Annotated in this window: 22 protein-coding genes; 21 read left to right on the top strand and 1 reads right to left on the bottom strand. The window is 47.4% G+C overall.

Annotated elements, in window-relative coordinates:
• Positions 1 to 16 precede the first annotated feature (16 nt).
• The 8 genes from KNQ13_RS08940 to KNQ13_RS08905 all read left to right on the top strand — a co-directional run bounded on the left by KNQ13_RS08940 (position 17) and on the right by KNQ13_RS08905 (position 5977).
• Positions 17 to 1279, top strand: a complete 1263-nt coding sequence (locus tag KNQ13_RS08940; RefSeq protein WP_014970604.1) for a tetratricopeptide repeat protein — start codon at positions 17 to 19, stop codon at positions 1277 to 1279.
• Positions 1280 to 1307: 28 nt separating this feature from the next.
• Positions 1308 to 1835, top strand: a complete 528-nt coding sequence (locus KNQ13_RS08935; protein ID WP_014970603.1) for a ReoY family proteolytic degradation factor — start codon at positions 1308 to 1310, stop codon at positions 1833 to 1835.
• Between the two features lie 202 nt (positions 1836 to 2037).
• A complete protein-coding gene (locus KNQ13_RS08930) occupies positions 2038 to 2478 on the top strand; it encodes a DUF2487 family protein (RefSeq protein ID WP_026829836.1) in 441 nt (146 codons plus the stop codon).
• A 104-nt stretch (positions 2479 to 2582) separates the two neighbouring features.
• The gene (locus KNQ13_RS08925; RefSeq protein ID WP_012370659.1) at positions 2583 to 3089 is read left to right on the top strand and encodes a ubiquinol-cytochrome c reductase iron-sulfur subunit; all 507 of its coding nucleotides are present in this window, start codon (positions 2583 to 2585) and stop codon (positions 3087 to 3089) included.
• Between the two features lie 3 nt (positions 3090 to 3092).
• The gene (gene qcrB / locus KNQ13_RS08920) at positions 3093 to 3764 is read left to right on the top strand and encodes a menaquinol-cytochrome c reductase cytochrome b subunit (RefSeq protein ID WP_012370658.1); all 672 of its coding nucleotides are present in this window, start codon (positions 3093 to 3095) and stop codon (positions 3762 to 3764) included.
• Between the two features lie 40 nt (positions 3765 to 3804).
• Positions 3805 to 4596 carry a menaquinol-cytochrome c reductase cytochrome b/c subunit gene (locus KNQ13_RS08915; RefSeq protein WP_014970601.1) on the top strand — a complete coding sequence of 264 codons (792 nt, stop codon included), beginning with the start codon at positions 3805 to 3807 and terminating at the stop codon, positions 4594 to 4596.
• Between the two features lie 55 nt (positions 4597 to 4651).
• Complete coding sequence (locus KNQ13_RS08910; RefSeq protein ID WP_014970600.1) at positions 4652 to 5251, top strand: DUF1405 domain-containing protein; 600 nt, start codon at positions 4652 to 4654, stop codon at positions 5249 to 5251.
• Positions 5252 to 5296: 45 nt separating this feature from the next.
• Complete coding sequence (locus KNQ13_RS08905; RefSeq protein WP_026829835.1) at positions 5297 to 5977, top strand: zinc metallopeptidase; 681 nt, start codon at positions 5297 to 5299, stop codon at positions 5975 to 5977.
• A gap of 62 nt (positions 5978 to 6039) precedes the next feature.
• On the opposite strand, the gene KNQ13_RS08900 is transcribed toward KNQ13_RS08905, so the two are convergent.
• Entirely contained in the window at positions 6040 to 6927 is an 888-nt protein-coding gene (locus KNQ13_RS08900; protein WP_026829834.1) for a YitT family protein, read from the bottom strand.
• A 172-nt stretch (positions 6928 to 7099) separates the two neighbouring features.
• On the opposite strand from KNQ13_RS08900, the gene bshA reads away from it, so the two are divergent.
• The 13 genes from bshA to nth all read left to right on the top strand — a co-directional run bounded on the left by bshA (position 7100) and on the right by nth (position 20050).
• Positions 7100 to 8242 (top strand): N-acetyl-alpha-D-glucosaminyl L-malate synthase BshA, encoded by a 1143-nt coding sequence (bshA, locus tag KNQ13_RS08895; protein ID WP_026829833.1) that lies wholly within the window; start codon positions 7100 to 7102, stop codon positions 8240 to 8242.
• Positions 8229 to 9374, top strand: coding sequence for a CCA tRNA nucleotidyltransferase (locus tag KNQ13_RS08890; RefSeq protein WP_034773929.1), 1146 nt, complete (start codon positions 8229 to 8231; stop codon positions 9372 to 9374). Before bshA ends, KNQ13_RS08890 begins: the two co-directional genes overlap by 14 nt.
• The gene (locus KNQ13_RS08885; RefSeq protein ID WP_026829831.1) at positions 9335 to 10306 is read left to right on the top strand and encodes a biotin--[acetyl-CoA-carboxylase] ligase; all 972 of its coding nucleotides are present in this window, start codon (positions 9335 to 9337) and stop codon (positions 10304 to 10306) included. The genes KNQ13_RS08890 and KNQ13_RS08885 overlap by 40 nt, the downstream gene beginning before the upstream one ends.
• Before the next feature lie 239 nt (positions 10307 to 10545).
• Positions 10546 to 11385: a 3-methyl-2-oxobutanoate hydroxymethyltransferase gene (gene panB, locus KNQ13_RS08880; protein WP_014970594.1), complete on the top strand. Its 840-nt coding sequence runs from the start codon at positions 10546 to 10548 to the stop codon at positions 11383 to 11385.
• On the top strand, positions 11382 to 12212 hold the full coding sequence (gene panC, locus KNQ13_RS08875) for a pantoate--beta-alanine ligase (RefSeq protein WP_026829830.1): 831 nt from the start codon (positions 11382 to 11384) through the stop codon (positions 12210 to 12212). The genes panB and panC overlap by 4 nt, the downstream gene beginning before the upstream one ends.
• A gap of 2 nt (positions 12213 to 12214) precedes the next feature.
• Positions 12215 to 12598 (top strand): aspartate 1-decarboxylase, encoded by a 384-nt coding sequence (panD, locus tag KNQ13_RS08870; RefSeq protein WP_026829829.1) that lies wholly within the window; start codon positions 12215 to 12217, stop codon positions 12596 to 12598.
• A 100-nt stretch (positions 12599 to 12698) separates the two neighbouring features.
• Positions 12699 to 15512 carry an ATP-dependent DNA helicase DinG gene (dinG, locus tag KNQ13_RS08865; protein ID WP_014970591.1) on the top strand — a complete coding sequence of 938 codons (2814 nt, stop codon included), beginning with the start codon at positions 12699 to 12701 and terminating at the stop codon, positions 15510 to 15512.
• Positions 15513 to 15573: 61 nt separating this feature from the next.
• Positions 15574 to 15744, top strand: a complete 171-nt coding sequence (locus KNQ13_RS08860; protein WP_014970590.1) for a YpmA family protein — start codon at positions 15574 to 15576, stop codon at positions 15742 to 15744.
• Entirely contained in the window at positions 15741 to 16208 is a 468-nt protein-coding gene (locus KNQ13_RS08855) for a hypothetical protein (RefSeq protein ID WP_014970589.1), read from the top strand. Before KNQ13_RS08860 ends, KNQ13_RS08855 begins: the two co-directional genes overlap by 4 nt.
• A gap of 17 nt (positions 16209 to 16225) precedes the next feature.
• The gene (locus KNQ13_RS08850) at positions 16226 to 17407 is read left to right on the top strand and encodes a pyridoxal phosphate-dependent aminotransferase (RefSeq protein ID WP_014970588.1); all 1182 of its coding nucleotides are present in this window, start codon (positions 16226 to 16228) and stop codon (positions 17405 to 17407) included.
• Positions 17408 to 17436: 29 nt separating this feature from the next.
• Positions 17437 to 18726, top strand: coding sequence for an asparagine--tRNA ligase (gene asnS, locus KNQ13_RS08845; RefSeq protein WP_110418135.1), 1290 nt, complete (start codon positions 17437 to 17439; stop codon positions 18724 to 18726).
• A gap of 71 nt (positions 18727 to 18797) precedes the next feature.
• The gene (locus KNQ13_RS08840; protein WP_014970586.1) at positions 18798 to 19376 is read left to right on the top strand and encodes a DnaD domain-containing protein; all 579 of its coding nucleotides are present in this window, start codon (positions 18798 to 18800) and stop codon (positions 19374 to 19376) included.
• Between the two features lie 5 nt (positions 19377 to 19381).
• On the top strand, positions 19382 to 20050 hold the full coding sequence (gene nth / locus KNQ13_RS08835; RefSeq protein ID WP_014970585.1) for an endonuclease III: 669 nt from the start codon (positions 19382 to 19384) through the stop codon (positions 20048 to 20050).
• Positions 20051 to 20175: the final 125 nt, after the last annotated feature.

Here is a 20175-nt window from a genome sequence, read left to right as displayed (position 1 = left end):
AAGTGAGGTGTTTGCCTTGAACGAAGACCTATTAAAACAGATAGTCGAAAGCCTTGAACATGGTCACACGTCAGAAGCGTTAGCGGCGCTCGAACAACTTGAAAAAACGGGTACGGATGAAGACCGTTTGGCAGTAGCCGATCTCTATATCGAGCTTGGTCTATCAGATCGTGCAGTTGATTTATTAGCACCACTCTATGTCGATTATTCGGGAAATGCAGGGGTTGCGTTACTGCTCGCTGAATGTTACATCGATCTCGACCGTGAGGAAGAGGCCATCACGGTCCTTGAGCAAGTGGATACGAGCGACATCGAAAACGGACCACGGACATTGGTCTTGTTAGCTGATTTGTACCAGTCGCAAGGGTTAGACGAAGTGGCACTTGCTAAACTTAAGGAAGCCCGGACGCTTGCGCCGGACGAACCATTGCTTGCCTATGGTTTAGCCGAATTGTATATGACACTCGGTGCGTTTGATCAGGCCGTGCCCTTATTTGCTGAGATTGCGGCAGATCCCGTCCTACGTGAAGAATTACCATTAGATGCATTATATGCGGAGTCACTGGCGATGATTGGTGAATTTGAAGAAGCGATCCCGTTATATGAACGGGCCGTCGCGGAGCGCTCGGACTTGCATACGTTATTTGGTCTTGCGATGACGGCCCACCGAGTCGGTCAACATCAAAAAGCAGTCGAAACGTTCCAACAGCTGATTGCCCAAGATCCGGATTATACATCTGCGTATGTCCCTTATGCAGAAAGCCAGTCGGAACTTGGTTTGACGAAAGAAGCCTTGAATGTCATCAAACAAGGCATCGAACGGGATGACTACAATGATGAATTACGGACGATGGAAGCACTATTCCTACTGAAACTCGGTGACCGGGAAGGGAGTGTCAAAGCCTTACGTGAAGCACTTGCCCTCAATCCAGAGTCGCTTGTGGCAGCAGAACGGCTACTTGCCCTGCTTGCTGAAGATGAAGATCACGAGGCGACGCTCGAGACGATCTCGGCGATCGAAGAACATGTCACAGCCCCGATCCTGACATGGTACCGTGCCCGTTCCTTGTATGCGTTAGAAGAGTATACACGAGCGATGGAAAAATATGCACAAGTCGAGTCTGCTTTTGCGGATGATGCTTTATTCTTAAAGGAGTATGGTTATGCATTAGTCGAGGAAGGCCGTCGTGAAGAGGGGAACTCCTTATTACGACGTGCGGCAAGTCTAACGCCGGAAGACGCAGACTTAGTCGACTATGTCGAACGAATGGATGGATGACTTCACTGGAGAAGGGAGTAGGATTAAGATGACAGAGAGAAAGCAGCGTTTCTTGCGCCGCATCTTGACCTATTATACGTTGAAACGTCGGGAATCAAAATGGATCATTGATTATTGGCTTCGTAATGAAGAGAAGCTTGATCAAGTTCATTTTGTTCAAAATGCCATGTTTGCCCCGAAGGCGATGATCATTACGACATATGGATTTGACGCGGACCCTTTTCTGTTTAAAAAAGGGGAAGTCAAAACAACGGACCCCGAAAAAGCGTATCATGATATCCGGTTAACGAATGAACCGCTTTATATCGAATTGAACTTTCAAGGCATGATGATGGATGATGAGTATCTTTCGTTGTTAGAAGAAAATCCATTTCGACCAGAAGTGGCCGTTGAACCCAAATTGGCAGACGCGGCGATGAATTTTATTGCTGCGACCGTCAATCGCCAAGAGGAAGAACGTCTTGTCCGACTGATTGATGAAGCACTGGATGCGCGGGATAAAAATCGTTTCCAATCTCTTTCGGACGAGTTGCGAGTGATTCGTAGCCAGTTGTAAGTCTAAAAGTGGAACCATGATGGCAGTGCCCCTCCTGTTCAACAGGAGGGGGCTTTTTTTCGGAAAGTGAAAGTAAGGGCAAAATATGAAGAAAAATCGTAGGTAATTTCATAAAACGTTCACATTAAGGAAGCAGTAACAAAAGCGGATATGATACATTAAATGTGACGAATTGTAAGTGAACAGGAAAGGGGGAAATGACTTGCGTTTCAAACCATCCGATGTTCAAAGGACGAGAAACGAACAAGCGTATATCGATACGTTGATTGTCCCATTGATACCTGTCGGATTTGACGAAGCGATGCATGCTTTTGCAGAATGTGCAGATATGACGATGACGGTGGCGACGGAAGTTGAACGACAATTGTCCGGTCGGGCGATGCTCGTACCACCGATGACCTATATCGGTGATCCATCCATTGAACAGCTCAGCAGTTGGGAGCAAGCAGCGTCTTCTGAACAATTTCGATTTGTGACGTTCATTACCGCCGATTTACGGTGGAAAGAGACATCGGTCGAGGACATGATTTATGTCCCGCGTTTATCGCTTGAGACGATGAGTCGCGATCAACAAGGTCAGATGGTCGGGAATTTTGTCAGGCAAGTCCTCGAGCAGCTAGGAAACCGTTGGACCGCGCTATGAAGCGGTTGACGCAATGATTTTATTAAGATACTATTACCATGTGAGAAATTTGTGTGAAGTACCGTGGTCTTGGGGCACAGTGTACATCACGAGGGGGGATCGAGATGGCTCAAAACGGGTCTAACGTAACACGTCGTCAGTTCTTGACGTATACATTGACGGGAGTCGGCGGCTTTATGGCGGCGACGATGGTCATGCCGATGGTCAACTTCGCAGTTGATCCAGTCCTGAAAAAATCAGGAGCAGGCGATAAAGTAAAAGTAATGAAGTTGTCGGACATCACGACAGAACCAAAACGGGTCGACTTTAAGAAACAAACACAGGATGCGTGGTATGAGTTTGAAGAAACGTTGTCTGCTTGGGTGTTTAAAAACGATAAAGGTGAGATTTTAGCATTATCACCGATTTGTAAACACTTGGGTTGTCAAGTAAGTTTTGGATCTGATCCAACGCACCCAGAACAATTCTATTGCCCATGTCACTTCGGTCGGTATACGAAAGATGGCGTTAACGTTCCAGGAACGCCTCCGACGAAACCGCTTGACGGATATGAAATGCAAGAGAAAGATGGTTTCCTCTATCTAGGTAAACCAGTCGAAAGAGGTGCGTAAGCGATGATGCAAAAAATCTATGATTGGATCGATGAGCGGGTAGATATTACTCCGCTGTGGCGAGATATCGCCGATCATGAAGTACCAGAACACGTTAACCCGGCGCATAACTTTTCAGCATTCGTTTATTGTTTTGGCGGGCTGACATTCTTTACGATTGTCATTCAGATTCTTTCGGGAATGTTTTTGACGATGTATTATGTACCAGATATCATCAACGCACACGCGTCTGTTTATTATCTTCAAAATGAAGTCGCCCACGGTCAAATCGTTCGTGGTATGCACCACTGGGGCGCATCCGTTGTTATCGTAATGTTGTTCTTACATACATTACGCGTCTTCTTCACAGGTTCTTACAAAAAACCACGTGAATTGAACTGGGTCGTCGGCGTTCTGTTGTTCTTCGTTGTCTTAGCGCTTGGTCTGACAGGATATCTGTTGCCATGGGACATGAAAGCCTTATTCGCGACGAAAGTTACCATTCAGATTGCTGAGAGTATTCCAGTCATCGGTGGTATCGCGAAAACACTCCTTGCGGGTGGAGAAATCGTCGGAGCGAGTACAATTGCTCGATTCTTTGCGATTCACGTCTTCTTCCTTCCTGCAGCATTGTTCGTCTTGCTCGGGGCCCACTTCATGATGATCCGCAAACAAGGGATCTCTGGACCACTTTAAACCGACAATTACTTTAGACAACTAAAAGGGGGAGAACACGATGCATCGTGGTAAAGGAATGAAATTCGTCACCGATTCACGGGTGTCGATCAACAACCGGATGCCGAATAAGTCAAAAGATTATTCAGAGTATCCAGGTCGGACGGAAGCGTTCTGGCCAAACTTCTTACTTCGCGAATGGATGGTTGGAGCGGTCTTCTTGATTGGCTTCATGACATTGACAATCGTTGAAGCGGCACCACTTCAAAACATTGCTGACCCGACGAATACGTCGTACATTCCACTTCCGGACTGGTACTTCCTATTCCTCTATCAGCTCTTGAAATATCAATTTGCTGCCGGTCCATACATCTTGATGGGGACTGTCATCCTTCCGGGTCTTGCCTTTACGGCATTACTCGTAGCACCATGGTTAGATCAAGGCATTGAGCGTCGCCCAGCGAAACGTCCGGTTGCAGTCAGCATGATGTTACTCGGAATTGTCTCAATCATTTTCTTGACTTGGGAATCTGTTCAAACAACGCACTGGGATACAATCCATAAACAAGGTGAGTTGACGATGAACGAAGGGCCTGAAATCGATACAGCAGCAAAAGGGTTTGAGATTTACTCGAACCAATCATGTGTCAACTGTCACGGGAAAAACCTTGAAGGTGGAGCAGCAGCTCCGGCCCTCGTCGGTACGAAAAAGACAGAAGAAGAAATTTATGAGATTGCAGACAAAGGGGTCGGATCGATGCCTGCTGGACAGTACAAAGGTTCAGATGCAGACCGTAAAGAACTCGCCAAATTCATCGCTTCATACGGTGAAGGCGGAGAAAACAATAAATAAGATGACAACCGGGGGAATTTTCCTCCGGTTTTTGTCTATCATGAGGTGAAGTCAGATGCCCTTTTTACACATTTTGACGCATAAAGCTGTTTTGTGGCCACTCGCGTTAATCAATCTCGCGGGTACCCTGTATGGTTATTATTGGTATCAACCGCAACTGGCGCAGTCGAAATGGTATTACTATCCGTTTATTCCCGACAGCCCGACAGCATCATTCTTTTTTACAATCATCGTTTTCCTTTGGATTTTCAATCGACGTTCGCGGTTATTTGAAGCCCTCGCTTTTGTGACGCTCATCAAATATGGTGTCTGGGCGGTCATCATGAACGCCTTGATGTTACGCGAACTGGGAACGGGTGATTCCTACTTAACGGCGATGGCCTTGATGTTGATGGTTTCACATGGGGCGATGGCGTTCCAAGCTATTTTATATGCCCCCGTGATGACGTTTCGGACAAGAGAACTTGTGTTAGTCGCCATTTGGGTCCTTCATAACGATGTCGTCGATTATGTACTAGGACAATGGCCACGTTATCCGGCACTTGCTGAGCACATCCAGTGGATTGGGTACGGATCGTTTTGGCTGACTGGATTATGTCTTTTGATGGGATATTGGTTTGTCGTACGCGATTCGATTGACAATAAGTTCGCTTGAACATAAAATAAGGATATAATCTTTTTATGAAGGAGCAGATGCCACATGGCGAACTATCTGATTTATTTGGCCATCATCATCATCGTGCCGATCTGGGCTCAGATGCGTGTCAGAAAAACGTATAAAAAATATCAACAAGTGCCGATTCATAGTGGGGTGACAGGGGCGCAAGTCGCTGATTTCATCATGAAACAAAATGGAATTACAAATGTCCGCCTTGAGCCGATTGGCGGAACGATGTCCGATCACTACGATCCGACGAATAAAGTCGTTCGTCTTTCGGAAGATGTCTATTACGGTTCAACGGTATCAGCTGTTTCGATTGCCGCACACGAAATCGGTCACGTCATTCAAGATGCAACGGATTATGGGATGATGCGTGTCCGTCACCGGATTGCACCAGTCGCTTCGATCACGTCGAACCTATCGTTTCCGTTATTGCTGATTGGTTTGTTTGCCGGTATCACCGGTTTTGCGATTCTTGGTGTCATCTTGATGCTTGGAGCGGTCATCTTCCAACTCGTGACGTTACCCGTCGAGTTTGATGCCTCGAACCGGGCGATGGCCCAGTTGACGGAACACGGGATCATTGATGCGGAAGAAGAACGGGGTTCACGTCGCGTATTGAACGCAGCTGCTTGGACTTATGTTGCAGCGACACTCGTTGCCGTAGCTGAATTCGTCCGACTCGCATTGCTCGTCTTTGCACCGTCTAGTGATGACTAAATAGAAAAAAACGAGGAGTCCTTTTGGATTCCTCGTTTTTTTGTTGTGGACACAACAACGTGTCACGTTTCTTTGATTGGGATTCGGTTTTCGTCAAACGTAAATCCTTCTCCCGTGACCTCATAAACGTCATGTAAGGTGATGAAGGCGTGTTGATCGACGGACTTGACGAGTGTTTTCAGTCGCGTGATTTCATTACGGGCAACGACGACGTAGAGCACTTCCAAGTCTCGTCCCGAGTAACCACCTTTTGCGACCAGGCGGGTCGTTCCCCGGTTCATCGTTGCGTGAATCCCGTCCGCAATCTCCGTTCGTTGATCGCTGATGATCATCGCCGCTTTTCCGGCATACGTACCTTCTTGCATCCAATCGATGACACGCGCCCCAACGTAAACGGCGAGTAACGTGTACATCGCCTGTTTGTAGTCGAGATACGTTAAAGAGGCAATGATGACAAAAAAGTCGAAGACCATAAACGTTCTTCCGATCGACCAACCAAAATAGCGTTTCGTCAGGCGGGCGATGATATCGACGCCACCGGTCGTGCCACCGTTGTTGAAGATGATACCGAGACCAACACCGATGAAAACGCCGGCAAATAAGGCAGCAAGTACCATGTCATCCTTCAATAAAATCTCAAGCGGTGAATACTTCGCGATCAAGCCATACCAAATCGAAAAGCTGAACGTGCCGATCAACGTGTAGATGAACGTCGTCCGACCAAGCAGCTTATAGCTGACGAAGAAAAGCGGAATGTTCAAGACCAGATTGGTGATGGAAGGAGAAAATCCGAACAACCCTTTTAAAATCAAGGTGATTCCGGTAAAGCCTCCTTCAGCTAACTCGTTTTGAACGTTAAAATGATAAATACCAAAGGCAAAAATAAATGATCCGATTAAAATCCAAATGATATTTTGAATTCGAATCGGAAACTGGAATGGGGGTGCCATCTGTTTGCTCCTCTCTGACATGACTCTTTCTCTAGGGTAACGGCAGAATTCAAAAAAGACTAGTCTTTCTCACGAAAATCGTTCGAAAAGTGGTCGATGTAGTTTTTAGTCGCTAATTTGATTACAATGAGCAGGATAGAGGACATTATCAGTGGAGAGTGAGTGAGTGAATATGAAAAAAGCGATTGGGATTCTTTGTTACCCATCAGTCGGCGGCAGTGGCGTCGTTGCGACGGAACTCGGTATGAAATTAGCGGATCGGGGACATGATGTTCATTTCATTACATCAAGCATTCCCTTCCGCCTGACGGAGTATCGACCGAACATCACTGTCCATCTCGTCGAAGTGAATCAATATTCGGTCTTTAAGTATCCACCGTACGATATTACATTGGCTTCGAAAGTGGCGGAAGTGATCGACCTGTTTGATCTCGACATCATCCATGCCCATTACGCAGTCCCCCATGCGGTGTGTGCCGAACTGGGCCGAAACATGGCGAAGAAAAAAGGGGTGGGTGTCGTAACGACCTTACACGGTACGGACATCACGGTCATCGGTCAAGACTTAGAGATGCAGCCTGCCATCCGTTACGGGATTGAAAGTTCGGATGCCGTCACAGCCGTCTCGGAAAGTCTTGCCCTGGAGACGAATATGACGTTAAACGGGCAGTATTCGATCGATGTGATTCCGAACTCGATTGATGAAAGTGTTTATTATCCGATGCGAGATGATCGTTTGAAACGTCATTACGGGATTGAGCCGGATGAGACCGTCGTCATTCATATTTCGAACTTCCGTCCGGTCAAGCGGATTGATGACACGTTAGCCGCTTTTGCGATTGCGTCAAATGGTCGGGCGATGCGCCTGCTGCTTGTTGGTGACGGTCCAGAGATGGGGCAGACAAGACGACGAGCGAAAGAACTGGGGATCTACGACAAGATTATTTTTGCTGGGAAACAAGAACATGTCGCTCAATTATTAGCGATCAGTGACATCCATTTATTATTATCGGAAAAGGAAGCATTTGGTCTTGTTGTTCTGGAGGCGATGGCGGTGGGGGTTCCAAGCGTCGTCTCGAGTGCCGGTGGATTACCGGAAGTGATTCAAGACGGGAAAACCGGATTTATCGTTCCGACCTATGATGTCAAAGCGGCAGCCGACCGGATTGGTCGTTTGGCAGACGACCCGTCACTACGAGAAGAGTTGGCAGAGGAAGGGATTCGGGATACGCGGCGACGGTTTGACTCCAATCAAGTCGTTCGGGCATATGAACTTCTTTATGAACGGGTGTGTGCACGATATGAAAATGCTTGAGCGGGCGAATCAAATCATTCAGACGATTGAACAGGCGGGCGGGGAAGCGTATATCGTCGGTGGAGCCGTCCGTGATATGTTACTGAAACGGCAGCCGGGTGACTATGATTTGGCGACATCCTTGTTCCCTCACGAAGTGATCCCCTTGTTTCCTGTCGTCATTCCGACAGGTCTCGATCATGGGACCGTCACGGTTGTCCTAGACCATGACCCGTTCGAAGTGACGACATTTCGTTCAGAAAGTACGTACAGTGACCGTCGTCGACCGGACGAAGTGACACTCGGGGTCAGCTTAGAGGAAGATTTGACTCGACGCGATTTTACAATCAATGCGATGGCACTCAAGCCGACAGGGCTTGTGGACTTGTTCGGGGGTCAAGATGACTTGGCAGCAAAAATCGTTCGTACGGTCGGACGAGCAGAAGACCGGTTCGATGAAGATGCGCTCCGCATGATTCGAGCATTTCGATTCATGAGTCAGTTGGAGTTTTCACTTGATCCTCAGACGGAACAAGCGATCAAAGACAAACAAGAACATCTTCAGGCGGTTGCGGTTGAGCGGATTGCAAATGAGGTTGAAAAATTATTGTTAGGACCAGGTCGGACGGCAGCGTTAGAAGCGATGCTTCGGACAGGAGTCTATGCGTATCTCCCTCACCTCGACCGGTCGATCATCGAACAGTTGATCAGACTTCCCTTCAACGGTGTGTCGACAGAGGACGTCTGGACACTCGTATTGGTGGCAGGTCTACGTCCGGAAGCGTTGCGGGCCTGGAAACGCTCGAAGAAACAAGAAACGCGTGCGAAGACATTAGCGGTGCTCGTTAACGAGGAAACGTTATCGGACTGGCAACGTTATCGTTTATCAGATGAAGAATTGTTGCACTTAAATGAAATGACGGGTCGTCATCATGACGAACGGACCACGTTACCGATTCGCCAGTTAAAAGACTTGACCGTCAATGGACGTGACATGATCGCACTCGGCTTACACAAAAAAGAGATTAAAGAGGCGCTTCATCACTTGGAAAAACAAGTGGTCTACCGTCATCTTGAGAATCAACGTGACAGTTTATTAAGGGAAGTGATGACTTGGAAAAAACAACACGGGACCGGATCCTCCAAACCTTGATGCAGACCGACTGGATATCCGGTCAGGAGTTGGCTGATCAGCTGAATATTTCACGTACCGCTATTTGGAAACAAATTGTATCATTAAAAGAAGCGGGCTATCAAATCGAATCAAACAAAAAAACAGGCTATCATCTCATTGATCAAGGAGACCGGCTGACAGCACTCGCCATTGAACAGCATCTCCAAACAAAACAGTTAGGACAACAGATTGTTCATTTAGAAGAGACGGAAACGACACAGCGGATCGCTCATGAACAAGCGCAACAAGAAGCAACCGAAGGAACGCTCATCGTCTGTGATTTTCAAACGAGTGGCCGTGGTCAACTCGGGCGGGTCTGGCATGAGACGCGAGGAGCCGGTATTGCGATGAGTCTGATTTTGCGTCCGGAGGCACCGCTGCATCAAGCGGGTCAGTTGACGTTGCTTGCGGGAATCGCCTTGTCAAAAGTATTACGGACGCTTGAGGTACCGGTCACGATCAAATGGCCAAACGATTTATTGATTGCCGATCGAAAAGTGGCTGGAATCCTAACGGAAATGCAGACAGAAGCCGATCGGATCAATTCCGTGATCATTGGGATTGGGATAAACGTCCGGCACGAAAACTTTCCGGACGTGTTGACGAACCGGGCGACGTCATTAAAACTCGCGACGGGAAAATCATTTTCCCGCGCAAAAATCGTCGCGTTGTTTTTAAATGAATTTGAACAGATGTATCAGCGCTGGTTAGTCGATGGCTTTGCGTCATTTGTGTCAGAATGGGAAACGTATGCTGATCGACTAAACGAATTGGTGACACTACGTACGCGGCAAATGACGGTAACAGGTTATCTGCGCGGCATCCAGTCTGATGGGACACTTCAAATCGAAACGGAAGAAGGAATCAAAACGTTTCATTCCGCTGAATTGATTTACTGGACAGAAATGTAAGTTCGGACGTTTGCAGTCTGCTTTTTGAATCATGTATACTAAGTGCAAGGATGATAGCCATTTGGAGTCATACCGGTTAAAGGCTTTGATTGATAGGTTTTATTTTACTGCCTTGATCCTACTCGGACAGGGACAGAAGGACGATATTGCACTTATCCACGCCTTCTTTCCTAATGATTTATTTAGGAAGGAAAGGCGTTTCCTTTTGTCCTCTCTAAACTACGAAGGAGAGAACACACATGCATACGATGACACCTTTATTAAAAAAACAACAAACCGGAGAGAAGCTCGTCATGCTGACAGCTTATGATTATCCTTCGGCGAAACTAGCAGAAGCCGGGCAAGTTGATTTATTGTTAGTCGGCGATTCATTGGGGAATGTGATTCTTGGATATGATTCAACGATTGCCGTGACTGTTGATGACATGGTCCATCATGCCCGTGCTGTACGTCGAGGAGCTCCCAACACGTTTATGGTCGTTGATATGCCGTTTGCCAGTTACCACGGTTCGTTCGACCGGACGCTTGACGCAGCGGCGCGTATCTTCCAGGAAAGTAACGCGGACGCTTTGAAGCTTGAAGGAGCAGGCGACATCTTAACGACGATTCGTCGTTTGACAGATGCCGGTATGCCTTGTGTCGCCCATTTAGGACTGACGCCACAATCTGTTGGGGTTTTAGAAGGATTTAAGGTCCAGGGGAAATCACTTGAGGCAGCTGAACAGTTGATTGCCGACAGCTTAGCGGCCGAGCAAGCCGGAGCGAAGATGCTTGTGTTAGAATGTGTCCCTCATCCGTTAGCCAAACGGGTCCAAGAGTTGTTGACGATTCCGGTGATCGGGATTGGGGCTGGTTCGGATGTTGCCGGACAAGTGCTGGTCTATCATGATATTCTGACTTACGGAGTTGGACGTCTTCCGAAATTCGTCAAGGCGTATGCCGACTGGAATACGTCGGGGACAGAAGCAATCGCTAATTATGTCAAAGAAGTAAAAAATGGTACGTTTCCAGAACTCGCGCACTCGTTCATGATGGATGAAGAATTGATTGGTGCCTTATACGGAGGAACAACAGAATGAAGATCATGCGGAGCGTCGAACAATTGCGGGAAGAATTAAGCGGACAACAATCAATCGGATTTGTTCCGACGATGGGATTCCTGCATGAAGGGCATGCCTCGTTACTCGAGCAGGCCCGTGCAGAAAATGACATCGTAGTCTTAAGTATTTTTGTGAATCCGACACAATTCGGACCGAATGAAGATTTGGACCGGTACCCGCGTGACGAAATACGTGATCAGCAACTGGCGCAATCTGCCGGAGTGGACTATCTGTTTTATCCGACAAACGAGGTGATGTATCCGCTCGATATGGCCCGAGTGACCGTTCGTTCTGGGGATGACGTCTTATGTGGCGCTTCACGTCCGGGACATTTTGATGGTGTCCTGACCGTCGTCAGTAAATTGTTTAATATCGTCCAGCCGACGCGTGCCTATTTCGGATTAAAAGATGCGCAACAACTCGCTTTGATTGAAGGATATGTCGCGGATTATTTTGTCCCGGTCGAAATCAAACGGTGTCCAATCATTCGAGAAGCAGATGGGCTGGCGAAATCGTCGCGGAATGTCTATCTGTCTGATCGAGAACGGGAACAGGCACCGGGGATTCAACAAGCATTAGTCGAAGCAAAACAGGCGCTCGATCAAGGGCAGCCGCTTGACACGGTTCTCGAAAAAACACGTACACTTTTGCAATTTGAAGGAACGACGATCGATTATGTCGAAGCCGTCGCTTATCCGACACTTGGACCGATCGATGCAACGACAGAAACGATTTTATTAGCGGTTGCGGTTCAATTCGAATCAGCCCGCTTGATCGATAACTTATTATATACGAGAGGAGCATGACCATGTTACGAACATTCATGCACGCAAAATTACACAAAGCCCGCGTCACGGAGGCCAACCTCCATTATGTCGGGTCGATTACGATTGATGAGGACTTACTGGATGCTGTCGGAATTCTTGAAAACGAGAAAGTTCAAGTGACGAATAATCAGAACGGTGCCCGGATTGAGACGTATGCCATCAAAGGGGCACGTGGTTCAGGGGTCATCTGTTTAAACGGAGCAGCGGCACGTCATTTCCAAATTGGTGATGAGGTCATCATCATGGCGTATGCACAACTCACGAACGAAGAAATCGCTGAGCATGTTCCTAAAGTAGCGGTACTCGATCAAGAGAACAGCATTAAACAAATGTTGTCACAAGAAATCGCACATACGATCTTATGAATTTGAGAGACCCGGGATACATGCCGGGTCTTTTTTTGTTAAGATGGAACTTGAGATGCCATGTGGTGAACATGTGGATGGTTAAAGGTGGAGAGAAGCCGTGGAAAAAAAGTTTGTTGTAGTGGACCTAGAAACGACCGGACATTCGATTAAATCCGGCGATGAAATGATTGAAATCGGTATGGCAGTGATCGAAGACGGTCAGATGACGGAACGTCTATCGGCATTTGTCCGTCCGCAAAAACCGATTCCGCCGTTTATTTCGCAGCTGACGGGAATTACGGACAAGGATGTTGCCGATGCGGAAACGTTTGATCAGATTGCACCACGTGTTTTGCAATTGTTAGACGGTGGTGTATTCGTAGCACACAACGTCCAGTTTGATCTGACGTTCTTAAATGAAGCGTTAGAAGAAGAAGGTTATTTACCGTATACAGGGCCTGTCATTGATACCGTCGAATTGGCGCGGATTTTATTGCCGACAGCAGAAAGTCATTCGTTATCACATCTGACCGACGCCTTACACTTGACGCATCACGAAGCACATCGAGCAGGCAGTGACGCGGAAGCGACGGCAGAGCTGTTACTCTATCTACTTAGTGAGTTGCGGAATTTACCGCTTGATACATTACGCCATTTACGTCGCTTAGCCGGGAAATTGTTTAGTGCGATTGAGGAAGAGATCGATCAGGCGATTCGACTGGTGGGTCTCGAGCCGGATGAACGGTTCGACAGTTTCCGAAAGATTGCCCTGAAAAAGCGGGTCGACTCGGAAGAACTGACGATACGGACGGACCTTGAACCGTTTAGTCCGTTTGTTGATCGCCTGAATGAAACGGTCTTTCCTCAATTGTTCCCAGGATACGAACCACGAATGGGCCAACTCGAGATGATGCGTCATGTCTATCAATCGCTTGATCAAGAAACACCTTTGTTGGTCGAGGCGGGGACAGGGACAGGGAAGTCGCTCGGATATCTTGTACCTGCCGCGCATTATGCGATTGAACATGAGACCCCGATCATCGTCAGCACGCATACGATTCAATTGCAGGAACAACTGTTTGCACGTGATTTACCACTCTTGCGCCAGCTGTTCAACGAACCCGTCGACATCACCCTGCTGAAGGGTCGGAATAATTACATGGATTTACGAAAATTCGAATTTTTCCTCAGTGAGACGGAAGAGCCGTATAATTTTACGCTCGCAAAAGCGATTTTGCTTGTCTGGTTGACGCAGACAGATACGGGGGATTTAGAGGAAGTCAGCTTACCGGGCGGGGCAGCCCAAGGCAATATTGCGATCAAACAATTGATTCAGTCCGATAGCCAATCACAACTAGGACGATTTGACCCTTGGTATAGCCGTGATTTCTTTCATCATGCGGTTCGTCGAGCAAAACAGGCAACAATCATCGTCACGAACCATGCGCTGTTGTTTAGTGACATTCAATATGAAGCAGGTGTCTTGCCGAAAGGCTGTCCGTTGATTTTAGATGAGGCGCATCAAATCGAAGAAGTAGCCAGTCATCATTTTGGTTTAGTATTTGATGGGCATTCGTTTGATCGGATTTTCAGACAGCTTGGTTTTTCATCGGATAAAAAATTATTAACAAAATTGATTAGTCTGTCCGATCAATTTGATTTGACGGAATTGGTTGAGGCACATAGTGAAACGATTGATGAGACATTAACGGAACTACTCGAAGAGGCAGATGGTCTGTTGACGATCATCCAGGCCTACGGACTAGAGCTTGCCTCACGTAAAGAACGACGGGAAGGACGGGTCACGGTCCGCTTTAAACGACTCGATCACTCGATGCGTGCCGTCCAAGAAAGTGCAAAACGGGTCGAACTGGTCTTAAGACGGTTACGTCAGGCGATTCGGGCGATTCATAAATTGTTCCATGATCAACGTGAACATATGAGTTATCGGGAACGGTCGGTCGTCGCAGATTTGAAGACGGTCATCGGTCAACTCGAAGAGGCCGAACAAGCCATTTTCGAAACGATGCTTGCTCCACACGATGAGACCGTATCCTGGATTGAAACGACTGCTAAAAATCGGAAGCTGACACGGATTTATACGCAACCCATTGATATTTCTGGACGCCTGCATCGGGATGTCTTTTCGAAACGGACGTGTGTGTTGACTTCTGCAACCTTAACCGTGTCGAACAAATTTCAATTCATCGAACAGCGCCTGGGATTATCAGAACTTGAGACACGACGGTTCATCGTCCCCTCGCCGTTTGGATATGCGGAAAAAGTCCGATTGATGGTCCCGACGGATTTGCCGTTATTACAAGATGTACCACAAGCGACCTATTCCGAAGTCATCGCGGATGCGATCATTCGGATTGCGGAAGTGACAGAAGGACGGATGCTTGTCTTGTTCACCTCAAACGAGATGTTGCGACAAACGCATGATGCAACGAAGGTGGCATTACCTGAACGCTTTACGTTACTTTCTCAAGGGATTACCCAAGGTTCACGTCAACGTCTGATGAAACAGTTTAAACAACTTGACGCCTGTATCCTGTTCGGGACGGCAAGCTTTTGGGAAGGGGTCGATGTACCAGGGGACGATTTAAGTTGTCTTGTGATCGTCCGCTTGCCTTTTGCGCCACCGGATCAACCGATTGTCCAAGCCCGCTCGGAACAGATTGAACAGCAAGGGAAATCCTCGTTCTTCGAATACAGTTTACCGCAAGCGATCATTCGTTTTAAACAAGGATTTGGTCGATTGATCCGGACGACAAATGACCGTGGCGTCGTCTTTGTCTTTGACCGGCGAATTGAGACGACACGTTACGGAAAACGGTTTGTTTCGAGTCTACCGCAAGTGCCGGTTCTGGCAAAGCCACTTGACGAACTGACGGCAGAACTGGAATTGTTCTTAAATGATATCGATTGAGTCTGTTAAAATAAGCATTATCGCATTATAATAGATGTAGAAAAATGAGGGAGGATATAAGATGGATTCGAAAATCGAGACGCTCGCAACCGTCAAGGTCAATCGGCATGACGATACGTACAAGATTGTAGACTTATTGAATCGCACGTTGAAAACAGAGGATTTGATGTTTGGTCTGGCATTAGACGAAAAAGATAAGGAGAAGATGGTCTTTACCATCTACCGCACATGAAGTGGAAGGTCGTCATCGGTCTTGTCTGCTTCATCCTTCTGATTACGCTCATCGGTACGGGAATTTATCAATTCACCGTGGCGGAAGCTAAAGGGCGCGAAGAAAAAGTAGTGCTTCAGGCAGAAGCACGCCTGAAAAAAGAATTGGCACCGGAACAGATTCGGTTTGATCATGTCTTTAATGGCAAAACCCAGTATAGTGTGTTTACGATTCAACAAGATGGAGAAGCGGTCCGGACGTTTGTGCCAAAGACGGGTCGCATCGAGACGAGACGGGTCTCCGACGGGATGGAGATTGCCGAAGTCATTCGACAAGCCGGTAGTCCTGCTGAAATCGTTTCCGCCAAATATGGTTTTGAGGATCGGGCGTTGATTGAGATCGTCTCCAAAACCAAAACCGGCTATGATTATTCGTATTACACCTATCAAGAAGGAACGTTCATCAAACGTCTACGGATCAATTAAAAAAAGGAGTGTGCAAGATGTTATCTAAACGTGTACAACAGTTGGCACCGTCAACGACATTAGCGATTACCGCAAAAGCAAAAGCATTACGTGAAGAAGGACAAGATATCATCGGACTCGGTGCGGGCGAGCCGGACTTCAACACTCCAGAATTTATTATCCAGGCTGCATTTGCGGCGGCAGAAGCAGGCGATACGAAATACACGCCATCCGGTGGGACAGTGGCCTTAAAAGATGCCATCATCGAAAAAACGCGTCGCGATTTATGGCTTTCGTATGAACGGTCGGAAGTCATGGTCGCTTCAGGTGCAAAACATGCCTTGTCGACATTGTTTCAAGCGATTTTAGATCCGGGCGATGAAGTCATCGTTCCTGCTCCATATTGGGTCAGCTATCCGGAACAAATCAAGTTAAGTGACGGCGTTCCCGTCATCTTAGAAACGACGGAACAATCACGATTCAAGGTGACACGTGACTTACTCGAACAACATATCACTCCGAAAACGAAGGCGCTTGTCTTGAACTCGCCGTCGAATCCGACGGGAATGGTCTATACGAAGGAAGAGCTCGAGATGGTAGCGGATGTAGCGATTCGTCATAATCTTTTGGTCATCAGTGACGAGATTTATGAAAAGTTGTTATACAATGGTGTCACGCATTTATCGATCGCGACGTTACCAGATATGCGAGAACGGACTGTCATCATCAATGGCGTCTCAAAATCCCACGCGATGACAGGATGGCGGATTGGTTATGCAATCGGGCCAAAAGAAATCATCGCTGCGATGACGAACCTTGCGAGCCATTCGACGTCTAACCCGACATCGATTGCGCAAGCAGCATCTGTCGCCGCTTATGCAGAAGGCGATGCACCGGTTGAAGCGATGCGGGTCGTATTTGAAGAACGTTTGGAACAAATTTATGACCGGTTGATTCAGATTCCAGGCTTCACGTGCCTGAAACCGGAAGGCGCCTTTTATCTGTTCCCTCATGCGTTACGGGCAGCAGAGATGTGTGGGTTCTCAAACGTCGATGACTGGTGTACGGCCGTCTTATCAGAAGCAAAAGTCGCCTTGATTCCAGGATCTGGCTTTGGCGCACCGGAGTACGTCCGTTTATCGTACGCAACGGATCCAAAACGTGTCCTTGAGGCACTGGACCGAATCGAAGGATTTATCACGGCGCATACAGCCGTTTAATAGAGAGAGGATGTTGACTTTTGAAAGCAATGATTCGTGATGTAGAAAAACACGTAGGCGAAGAAATCACGATCGGATGTTGGTTGGCCAATAAACGATCAAGTGGAAAAATTGCGTTTCTTCAATTACGTGATGGTTCAGGCTTCATGCAAGGTGTCGTCGTCAAAGAAACTGTTGGTGAAGAATTATTTAAGACGGCAAAAGGCTTAACACAAGAATCATCGATGTGGGTGACGGGCGTCATCAAATCGGATGGGGGACGGACCGCGATTGGTCACGAAATGGAAATCACAGCGATTGATGTGATTCATGAAGCCGTGGATTATCCAATCACTCCAAAAGCCCATGGAACCGACTTCCTGATGGATAACCGCCATCTGTGGTTACGCTCAAAACGTCAACATGCCGTTATGGTCGTTCGAAACGAATTAATTCGCGCCACTTACGAATTCTTTAACCAAGAAGGGTTCATCAAGGTCGATCCGCCAATCCTGACGGGCAGTGCCCCAGAAGGGACGACAGAATTGTTCCATACGAAATATTTTGATGAAGATGCTTACTTGTCGCAATCCGGACAACTTTATATGGAAGCGGCAGCGATGGCACTTGGAAAAGTCTTTTCGTTTGGTCCGACATTCCGGGCTGAAAAATCGAAAACACGCCGTCACTTGATCGAGTTTTGGATGATGGAGCCGGAGATGGCGTTTTATGATCACGAGATGAACTTAGAAGTGCAAGAAAACTACGTGACGCATCTTGTACAATCGGCACTGAACAACTGCCGTGCCGAACTCGATTTATTAGGTCGCGATTTGACGGTGCTCGAGAGCATTCAAGCACCATTCCCACGCGTCACATATACAGAAGCAATCGAGATGTTGAAGGAACAGGGATTCGATGATATCGAATTCGGAGACGATTTTGGAGCGCCACACGAGACGGCGATTGCCAATACGTTTGCGCGTCCCGTCTTCATCACACATTGGCCAAAAGACATCAAACCATTCTACATGAAGGAAGATCCAGAAAATCCTGGTTTTGTTCTATGCGATGATTTGATTGCTCCGGAAGGGTACGGGGAGATCGTTGGTGGTTCACAGCGGGAAGAAGATTATGAAAAGTTACGTGCCGGCATGAAAGAACATGATCTAGATGAAACTGGTGCCTACAAGTGGTATCTGGAAACCCGTCAATATGGATCAGTCCCGCACAGTGGTTTTGGTCTTGGACTCGAGCGAACAGTCGCCTGGATCACAGGTGTTGAACACGTCCGTGAGACGATTCCGTTCCCACGTTTGTTGAACCGATTGTATCCGTAATATCGACCGAAATCGACCCATCCCTCGGACGGGTCGATTTCTTGCTTATCTTACAGAATCGAGGAAGTGTCATGGATCATAATTTAATTCAACTTTTTGAGGAAGGAACGGTTGTGCTCCCCAAACGATTGTTTACGGAAGCAAAACGTCTTGGCATCAGTTTTGTCGAGTTTACGTTGATTGGACAACTGTTTGCTTGTCGCGCAGAAGGGATGGAGATGCCTTCACCGGAAGAACTGAGTAATCGACTGGGATTATCGGAAACAGAGACAATCGAGACGACACTAGGTCTACTACAAAAAGGGCTACTGGCGATGGAGAACGTTAGTGGGGCGGAACGGTATTCGTTAGTTCCACTCTATGAAAAACTAATGGCTCCACCCGAACAAGAAGCGCCGAATTTCGAGACAATCAATCCGTCCGTCTTCCAACATTTTGAGCGGGAACTTGGCATGATGTCACCCTTCCAGATGGAACAGATCATCCAGTGGCTGACGATTGAGAACATTGCGGAAGAACTCGTCTTAGCGGCCTTGCGTGAAGCCGTCTATCATAACGTCCGGAAGATGACGTACATCAACCAAATATTACGGACGTGGGAACGAGAAGGGATCAAGACGCTTGAAGATCTGGCGACGAGAGGAGGCTGACGTCAATGTTACGAAATGCTGAAATGGACCGGATCGAGCGAACGCTCGAAGAGATGTTTCCGGACGCTTTTTGTGAATTGATTCATCAAAATCCGTTCGAACTGGTGGTTGCCGTCGCACTGAGTGCTCAAGCAACCGACGTGTTAGTCAATAAGGTGACGCCCGATTTATTTGCCGCATATCCAACACCGGAACGATTGGCGGCGGCACCCGTCGAACAAATCGAGGAGAAAATCAAACGCCTTGGTTTGTACCGCAATAAAGCAAAAAACATCAAGGCGCTAGCGGAACGACTCGTAACGTTACATGATGGGGAAGTGCCGACTGATCGTGCGGGGTTAGAAGCCTTACCGGGCGTCGGACGAAAAACAGCGAATGTCGTTCTGTCTGTTGCGTTTGACGTACCCGCATTTGCCGTTGATACACACGTCGAGCGGGTATCGAAACGTCTTGGAATTTGTCGCTGGAAAGATAATGTCACGCAAGTAGAAGTGACGTTAATGAGACGGTTTAAACGGGAACGGTGGTCGAAATTACACCACCAGTTCATCTTTTTTGGACGGTATCACTGTAAAGCTCAACGTCCCAACTGTCTCGAATGCCCGTTACTCGACATGTGTCGGGAAGGAAAAAAACGGACAAAAGGATTAACAAATCCAATCGACAGCGAGTGAATCAAAAGAAGCAGTGGACGCGGTGTCCACTGCTTCTCAGATCGTAGACAAACCCTCATTTCAACGTTGAAATGAGGGTTTGTCTTATGTAGTCGTAAAAAGTGATGTTGAAAACAAGGATTCCC

It is taken from the genome of Exiguobacterium sp. s128 (assembly GCF_018618815.1).
Taxonomy (GTDB): domain Bacteria; phylum Bacillota; class Bacilli; order Exiguobacteriales; family Exiguobacteriaceae; genus Exiguobacterium_A; species Exiguobacterium_A antarcticum.
The sequence above is the reverse complement of the archived record's forward strand: the minus strand, read 5'-3'. Positions and strand labels throughout refer to the sequence as shown.